This window comes from Scandinavium sp. (assembly GCF_036271055.1).
Taxonomy (GTDB): domain Bacteria; phylum Pseudomonadota; class Gammaproteobacteria; order Enterobacterales; family Enterobacteriaceae; genus Scandinavium.
On the sequence record NZ_DATBBJ010000101.1, the window covers coordinates 71,916 to 80,239 of the forward strand.

The 8,324-nt window shown below is 54.1% G+C and carries 9 protein-coding genes; 2 read left to right on the top strand and 7 right to left on the bottom strand.

All coding sequences use genetic code 11. From position 1 onward, the window contains the following. Positions 1-57 precede the first annotated feature (57 nt). The 5 genes from VH187_RS22050 to VH187_RS22070 form a co-directional block, all read right to left on the bottom strand. Positions 58-1,884 carry an SLC13 family permease gene (locus tag VH187_RS22050; RefSeq protein WP_329703573.1) on the bottom strand — a complete coding sequence of 609 codons (1,827 nt, stop codon included), beginning with the start codon at positions 1,882-1,884 and terminating at the stop codon, positions 58-60. Between the two features lie 77 nt (positions 1,885-1,961). Next, complete coding sequence (locus VH187_RS22055; protein ID WP_329703574.1) at positions 1,962-2,621, bottom strand: sugar phosphatase; 660 nt, start codon at positions 2,619-2,621, stop codon at positions 1,962-1,964. Between the two features lie 11 nt (positions 2,622-2,632). After that, complete coding sequence (locus tag VH187_RS22060) at positions 2,633-3,127, bottom strand: YfbU family protein (RefSeq protein WP_329703575.1); 495 nt, start codon at positions 3,125-3,127, stop codon at positions 2,633-2,635. An 82-nt stretch (positions 3,128-3,209) separates the two neighbouring features. Next, on the bottom strand, positions 3,210-3,665 hold the full coding sequence (gene yfbV / locus VH187_RS22065) for a terminus macrodomain insulation protein YfbV (protein ID WP_329703576.1): 456 nt from the start codon (positions 3,663-3,665) through the stop codon (positions 3,210-3,212). A 69-nt stretch (positions 3,666-3,734) separates the two neighbouring features. After that, positions 3,735-3,944 carry a hypothetical protein gene (locus VH187_RS22070; RefSeq protein ID WP_329703577.1) on the bottom strand — a complete coding sequence of 70 codons (210 nt, stop codon included), beginning with the start codon at positions 3,942-3,944 and terminating at the stop codon, positions 3,735-3,737. Positions 3,945-4,004: 60 nt separating this feature from the next. On the opposite strand from VH187_RS22070, the gene ackA reads away from it, so the two are divergent. Both ackA and pta read left to right on the top strand, forming a co-directional pair. After that, positions 4,005-5,207, top strand: a complete 1,203-nt coding sequence (gene ackA, locus VH187_RS22075) for an acetate kinase (RefSeq protein WP_329703578.1) — start codon at positions 4,005-4,007, stop codon at positions 5,205-5,207. 76 nt (positions 5,208-5,283) lie between these two features. After that, positions 5,284-7,425, top strand: coding sequence for a phosphate acetyltransferase (pta, locus tag VH187_RS22080; RefSeq protein ID WP_329703579.1), 2,142 nt, complete (start codon positions 5,284-5,286; stop codon positions 7,423-7,425). A 90-nt stretch (positions 7,426-7,515) separates the two neighbouring features. Here pta and yfcD read toward each other — a convergent pair whose 3' ends face one another. Beyond that, a complete protein-coding gene (gene yfcD, locus VH187_RS22085) occupies positions 7,516-8,061 on the bottom strand; it encodes an NUDIX hydrolase YfcD (RefSeq protein WP_329703580.1) in 546 nt (181 codons plus the stop codon). A gap of 59 nt (positions 8,062-8,120) precedes the next feature. After that, on the bottom strand, positions 8,121-8,324 hold a 204-nt coding region (locus tag VH187_RS22090), incomplete at its 5' end, for a metallophosphoesterase family protein (RefSeq protein ID WP_329703581.1).

Here is an 8,324-nt window from a genome sequence, read left to right on the forward strand (position 1 = left end):
CGGGTTCTGCTTAAAGACCGGGTAAGGCGAAACCGCCACCCGGCAACGTTCTCACGCTCAAAACGGAAACAACATCGGAATCAACACCACACAGGCCACCATCACCAACAGGGTGAAGGGTACGCCAATCTTTACAAAATCACTGAAACGGTATTTTCCCGGCCCCAGTACAAGCGTGTTTACCGGTGATGATACAGGTGTCATGAAGGCCGCCGATGCGGCCATTGCCACCATCATCGCAAACGGATAAGGCGACACGCCCATCGATTTTGCTGCAGCCAGCGCAATGGGTGCCATCAGTACCGCCGTGGCTGTGTTGGAAATAAACAGGCCAATGGTCGCACACATCACGAACAGACAGATCAGCATCAAATACGGCCCCTGCCCACCGCCCACTTCCATCAGCCCTTTCACCACCAGATCGACGCCACCGGTTTTTTGCAACGCGTGCGCGAACGGCATCATGCCGACAATCAAAATAATACTCGGCCAGTGAATTGCTTTATAAGCACTCTCGGCATTAATGCAACGGAATTTGCCCATCAGCAGACAAGCGATAATCGCGGCGATCGGGTTAGGTATTTCGTCGGTCAGCATCAGGGCCACCATCAACACAAGGCAAAAAACCGCATGCGGTGCCTGACTGTGCGCCGGGGAAGCATCATTCACTTCGATAGGCATGTTGTGAACCACAAAATCGCGCCCGCGCTGGGCAAGCTGCGCTATCTGTTTCCAGTTGCCGACCACCAGCAGAATGTCACCAAGTTCGATCGATTCATCCACGATGGACCCCTCGACGGCATGGCCCTCGCGCTTCATGCCCACAACATTCAGACCATAACGCGAACGAAAACCCATTTCCCGCACGGTTTTGCCCACCATTTCGGAATCCGGGATCAGTGACACTTCCGCCATACCGACATCCAGCGCCTGATCGGAGAAATACTCCCCGCGCAGCACCATTGGTTCAAGTAATTGTTCGCTACAGAACTGGCGTAAATCGACCTCCGCCGATGACATATCAATCAGCAGAACATCACGCGCGTGAAATTCCGAAACCCCATTCACATTAACGATCACCCGGCGAAAACGCCGCCAGCGTTCGACGCCGATGATATTCGCGCCGTAGCGCTCACGCAGTTTCAAATCGTCCAGACGCTGCCCAACTAACGGCGAACCTGGGCGAATAGCCAACCGCCGCGCACGACCGTTGAGTCGATATTCTTTGATAAGATCGCGAAACGTGCGTCGTTTATCGTGTTTTGACTCGTTTTCATCGCCCGGCAGCATAAAGCGCACCAGCAACATATAGACAATGCCGAGCACCAGTACGACGAGGCCAATCGGTGTGACGCTAAAGAAGCTAAATCCGTCGAGCCCTTCGCGCAGCAGTTCGCTGTTGATAACCAGATTAGGGGGTGTGGCAACCAGCGTCATCATGCCGCTGATTAGCCCGGCGAAACTCAGCGGCATCATCAGTCTCGAGGGCGAGGTATTCATGCGCATGCAAACGCTCAGCACCACCGGGATAAAAATCGCCACAACCCCCGTAGAGCTCATAAACGCCCCAAGCCCTGCCACCGTCAGCATCAGGTAGATCAGCATTTTGATTTCGCTGTTGCCTGCCACTTTCACCAGCCATGAGCCCATGCTGGTGGCAACGCCCGTGCGCACTAACCCGTCGCCGATGATAAACAGCGCGGCGATAAGAATAACGTTAGGATCGCTAAAACCAGAAAAGGCTTCGCTTAAGGTGAGCGTTCCGCTAAGAACGAAAGCAACAATCACCAGCAGGGCGACGGCATCCATGCGCACTTTGCCGGTGGCAAACAACAGCACCGCCACCGCCAGCAGGCACAGCACCCAAATCAGTTCACCGTTCACAACATATCCTTGTCAGAAAAGAGAATCCGTAGTTTGACATAAAAAAGCCCCGACTGAGCGGGGCTATATCAATGCGTTTACGCTTTTAGGGCGACGTCAACAGTGCCATCCGGTTGACGGGTGATGCTCAGCGCTTCCAGCGTGGTGAGCACGAAATCCGCTTCGTTTAAACGCGGCGCGTCCTGAGGAACATTGACCGCAATCACTCGACAACCCGCAGCAAGGCCAGAAAGCATTCCTGCCGCCGCATCTTCTACCACAGCACATTGTGCAGGCGGTAGGCCCAGCAATTCAGCCCCCAGAAGATACGCATCTGGCTCCGGTTTGCCTCGTTTCACTTGCTCGGCGGTGACGAACACTTTCGCTTCCGGCAGGCCCGCCGCACGATGGCGTGCATGGGCAACGGGAATTGAACCCGATGTCACAATTGCCCACGGAATCCCGGCTTCATCCAGATGATTCAGCAGCGCCAACGCGCCAGGAAGTGCGGTGATCCCGTCTATGTCCTGCGCTTCAAGCTGCTCAAGCCAGCTAAACTCGGCCTGGATTTGTTCTTCCGTTTTGCCCGGCAGAAAATGGCGCAGTGAAGTTATCGCCTGTTTACCATGAATAAAGTTCAGCACTTCATCGTGGCTCAAACCGTGTCTGTCAGCCCAGTGACACCAGGAACGTTCCACGACCGGCAAGGAATCCACCAGCGTTCCGTCAAGATCGAATAAAAAGCCTTTGCACTGCACGGCGGCCTCCATCAGGCGTTGATAATCTGATTAATTTCGTTGCTGCTCAGGTGGTACTGACGCGGACACGCATGCCATGCGCTCAGCATGCGCTGGTATTTTTCCCACATAGGCGTTTGCGCGTTGAAACCGTGAGTCCCGGCATCGAAATGGGCGTAACGGCCTTCAATGTTGACCATAAAGCGCACATAGCCGAGATAACGGGCTTCCGTTGCCGCATCAAAACCAAGGAAGGTCACGCGACGTTCGTCAATCGCATCAGCATCTTTCAGGTTGGTCCAGGAAACATGCAGGGCGTGATACATCTCCATGATGTCGATAATAATCCGACAGGTTTCTTCGGTCAGTTGGCCGAATTCGCGATCCAGTTCGCGCATTTGCAGGCCGTAGCCGCGCTCAATAATCGTCTGCAGACGGCGATAACGCTCGGCGTTATCGGGATCCATCATGGTCATCATTTTATACTGATTCGACAAAATCAGACGTTGAGCGTTGGTCATTTCCATTTTCGACTCCTGTTGCGCTACGGCATGAAAAAAAGGGCTTACAAAGTGTATGCCCTCTTTTATATGCGTTTTTGCGGGTTAATTACAAATCATCAAGGAAAGTTTTATCCAGTTGTTTGAACGCGCGCTTAAGCGTTTCAGCTAATGCCTGGTAATCTGGCTTGCCTTCAACCGGGGCCAGCGCCTGTCCAGATTCCTGTAATTTGCCGCGCACTTCGTAGAACCAGCTCAAAATCGTCGGTGGCAGCGGCGTGGCAGAACGCTTGCCCAGCCACCATAATCCTTGCATTGGCAGGCTTAGCGCAAACAGCGCGGTGGCGACGGTTGGGCCGAGTTGGCCACCGAGGGCGATTTGCCAGCACAGCGTAAAAACAGCCAGCGGTGGCATAAAGCGGATGGCGTGGCGGGTAGCGCGGATCACGCGATTTTCAACAAACACCGGGGCAAGGCGTTTTTCCATCGGCCACGTCTTTGCGTAATGCTGCCCACGGCGGAACGAACTAAAAAAGCTGACCGGGCGGTTCTCGGGTGTCGACATGGCGTTACCTCAACTTCACAGATAAAAAATCAAAATTTCGTGCAAAACAACAACTCTACATGACAACGTTCAAAACATTTTGGCAATAAAGGCAGCAATCAGGTATCCTGTGCGGCCTGAGAGGGGCGTAGACTCACTCTCACGATTCGTCAAATTATTGCACATTCTGCCAACGGTTGAAAATTGTGCAAAACTGAATGCTGAATCAACCGATTTTCTTTCGTCATGCCCGATAAAAGTATCAGGCATGATGTTAATCATAAATGTCAGCGTCATCATGCGCTACGCTCTTTGACTCACTGACGTTTTTTTAGCCACATAAGATTAATAGGTACTTCCATGTCGAGTAAGTTAGTACTGGTTCTGAACTGCGGTAGCTCCTCACTGAAATTCGCCATCATTGATGCGGTAAACGGTGAAGAGTACCTCTCTGGTTTGGCCGAATGTTTCCATCTCCCAGAAGCACGTTTGAAATGGAAAATGGACGGCAGCAAACAAGAAGCGGCTTTAGGTGCAGGCGCCGCTCACAGTGAAGCGCTTAACTATATCGTTAATACTATTCTGGCACAAAAACCAGAACTGTCTGCTCAGTTGACCGCTATCGGTCACCGTGTTGTTCACGGCGGCGAGAAGTACACCGGCTCTGTAGTTATCGACGATTCCGTTATTCAGGGTATCAAAGACGCTGCCTCTTTTGCACCGCTGCACAACCCGGCGCACCTGATCGGTATCGCGGAAGCGCTGAAATCCTTCCCGAACCTGAAAAACAAAAACGTTGCTGTCTTCGACACCGCGTTCCATCAGACTATGCCGGAAGAGTCATACCTGTATGCTCTGCCGTACAGCCTATACAAAGAACACGGCGTTCGTCGCTACGGCGCACACGGCACCAGCCACTTCTATGTGACTCAGGAAGCCGCCAAAGTACTGAACAAGCCAGTTGAAGAACTGAACATCATCACTTGCCACCTGGGCAACGGTGGTTCTGTTTCTGCTATCCGTAACGGCGAATGTGTTGATACTTCTATGGGTCTGACCCCGCTGGAAGGTCTGGTGATGGGCACCCGTTCTGGTGACATCGACCCGGCTATCATCTTCCATCTGCACGACACCCTGGGCATGAGCGTTGATGCTATCAACAAAATGCTGACCAAAGAGTCTGGCCTGCTGGGTCTGACCGAAGTCACCAGCGACTGCCGTTATGTTGAAGACAACTACGACACCAAAGCTGACGCTAAACGTGCAATGGACGTTTACTGCCACCGCCTGGCGAAATACATCGGTTCTTACACTGCTCTGATGGACGGTCGTCTGGACGCAGTTGTGTTCACTGGTGGTATCGGCGAAAACGCCGCGATGGTTCGCGAACTGTCCCTGGGCAAACTGGGCGTTCTGGGCTTCGACGTTGATCACGAGCGTAACCTGGCTGCCCGCTTCGGCAAGTCTGGCTTCATCAACAAAGAAGGCACCCGCCCTGCCGTGGTCATCCCGACCAATGAAGAATTGGTCATCGCACAAGACGCAGCCCGTCTGACTGCCTGATTCCACACCGCCAGCTTTGCTGGCGGTGCTGTTTTGTCTCCCGCCAACCCCCGGCGGTAACGAAAGAGGATAAACCGTGTCCCGTACAATTATGCTGATCCCTACCGGAACCAGCGTCGGCCTGACCAGCGTCAGCCTTGGCGTTATCCGTGCTATGGAACGCAAAGGCGTTCGTCTGAGCGTCTTTAAGCCAATCGCTCAACCGCGTGCCGGTGGCGATGCGCCAGACCAGACCACCACTATCGTGCGTGCGAATTCCAATCTGCCAGCCGCTGAACCGCTGAAGATGAGCCACGTTGAATCTCTGCTCTCCAGCAACCAGAAAGACGTGCTGATGGAAGAGATCATCGCCAACTACCACGCCAACACTCAGGATGCTGAAGTGGTGCTGGTTGAAGGCCTGGTTCCGACTCGCAAACACCAGTTTGCTCAGTCCCTGAACTACGAAATTGCCAAGACGCTGAATGCAGAAATCGTGTTCGTGATGTCTCAGGGCACTGATACTCAGGAAGAACTGAAAGAGCGTATTGAACTGACCCGTAGCAGCTTCGGCGGCACGAAAAACACCAACATTACCGGCGTTATCGTTAACAAACTGAATGCCCCGGTTGATGAGCAGGGCCGTACGCGTCCTGACCTGTCTGAAATTTTCGATGACTCTTCCAAAGCGAAAGTTGTCAAAATTAATCCGGCAGAACTGACCGCTTCAAGCCCAATGCCAATCCTGGGCGCGGTGCCGTGGAGCTTCGATCTGATTGCCACCCGTGCAATCGATATGGCACGCCATCTGAATGCCACCATCGTTAACGAAGGCGATATCAACACCCGTCGCGTGAAGTCCGTTACCTTCTGTGCGCGTAGTATTCCGCACATGCTGGAACACTTCCGTGCAGGCTCTCTGCTGGTAACGTCCGCAGACCGTCCTGACGTACTGGTTGCTGCGTGTCTCGCGGCAATGAATGGCGTGGAAATCGGTGCGATCCTGCTGACCGGTGCTTACGAAATGGATGCTCGCGTCAGCAAGCTGTGTGAACGCGCGTTCGCCACTGGCCTGCCAGTATTCATGGTTAACACCAACACCTGGCAGACTTCGTTGAGCCTGCAGAGCTTCAACCTTGAAGTGCCTGCCGATGACCATCAGCGTATCGAGAAAGTGCAGGAATATGTGGCGAGCCACATTGATGCCAACTGGATCGAATCCCTGACGGCAACCTCCGAGCGTAGCCGCCGTCTGTCTCCTCCAGCCTTCCGCTACCAGCTGACCGAGCTGGCGCGTAAAGCGGGCAAACGTGTTGTGCTGCCAGAAGGCGACGAACCACGTACCGTGAAAGCGGCTGCCATCTGTGCAGAGCGCGGCATCGCAACCTGTGTGCTTCTGGGTAACCCGGATGCTATCACCCGCGTTGCGGCGGATCAGGGCGTTGAACTGGGCGCAGGTATCGAGATTGTTGATCCTGAAGTCGTACGCGAAAGCTATGTCGCTCGCCTGGTCGAGCTGCGTAAGAGCAAAGGCATGACTGAAGCCGTTGCGCGCGAACAGCTGGAAGACAACGTGGTTCTCGGCACGCTGATGCTGGAGCAAAACGAAGTCGACGGTCTGGTTTCTGGCGCGGTTCACACCACAGCCAACACCATCCGTCCACCGCTGCAGCTGATCAAAACCGCACCGGGCAGTTCTCTGGTTTCTTCCGTGTTCTTCATGCTGCTGCCTGAACAGGTTTATGTTTACGGCGACTGCGCGATCAACCCGGACCCAACGGCCGAGCAGCTGGCAGAAATCGCTATTCAGTCCGCAGATTCTGCGACTGCATTCGGGATCGAACCTCGCGTAGCGATGCTTTCCTACTCCACCGGTACTTCCGGTGCAGGTAGTGACGTTGAGAAAGTTCGCGAAGCCACCCGTATCGCGCAGGAAAAACGCCCGGACCTGGTTATCGACGGCCCGCTGCAGTATGACGCAGCGGTTATGGCTGACGTAGCGAAATCCAAAGCGCCAAACTCCCCTGTTGCGGGTCGTGCGACCGTGTTCATCTTCCCGGATCTGAACACCGGTAACACCACCTACAAAGCGGTACAGCGTTCAGCAGATCTGATCTCTATCGGGCCAATGCTGCAGGGCATGCGCAAACCGGTTAACGATCTGTCCCGCGGCGCGCTGGTAGACGATATCGTTTACACCATAGCACTGACGGCGATTCAGTCTTCCCAGCAAGACTAAGTTTCGTTAAGCAGTAAAAAGGCCGCAATTTATTGCGGCCTTTTTTATTGTCATTGACCCATCCTGAAGAAGGGCATCGGACAATTAAAATTATTCCACGGTCGTTGTCGGCTGCTTTTCGTTCTTGGCGTTGCGGGTCATCCACAGCGCCAGCGCCTTCAGGGAATCCGGTGTGAACTCGTCGCAGCGGGCGGTGATCTCTTCCGGTGACAGCCAGCAAACCTCACTGACCTCTTCCTCCTGCAGCGCAAACGGCCCGTGGGAAACGCAGCTGAACAGCCCGCCCCAGACGCGACAGTTATCATCTTCGAAGTAGAACTGCCCGTGTTCGGCGAACGGCACGCCGGCAATCCCTAATTCTTCTTCCGCTTCGCGGCGGGCAGAATCGAGAAGCTGTTCGTCGGACTGGACAACGCCACCCGCGGTAGCATCAAGCATGCCCGGCAGGAAGTCTTTCGACTCGGTACGGCGCTGCACCAGAATTTTGCCCATACCGTCATGAACAACAATATAGGTAGCACGATGGCGCAACCGCTGCGCGCGCATTTGCTCACGGCTGGCTTGCGCTATCACTTCATTGTCTTCATTGACAATGTCTACCCATTCCGTGCCAACAAAATGACTCTGTTCCACCATCGGGAAACCTTCTCTTAGGGGCGCTCTTACGGCGCGTTATCGGTTCAACAAACGGTAAGTTACGGGGTAATGTCCACCTGTGCAATAACCCCTTCACTTTCCAGGGCGTGAACGGTCAGAACACCATCATTCAGCATGCCGTAGCTGGCTTCAAAGCCACCTTTAGGGATGCTCGCAGAGCCCGGATTGAAGAAATATTGCCCTTCGCGCTTCCGCGCAACGGGAAGATGAGTATGACCGAAAATCAGCACATCGTGTGGCGC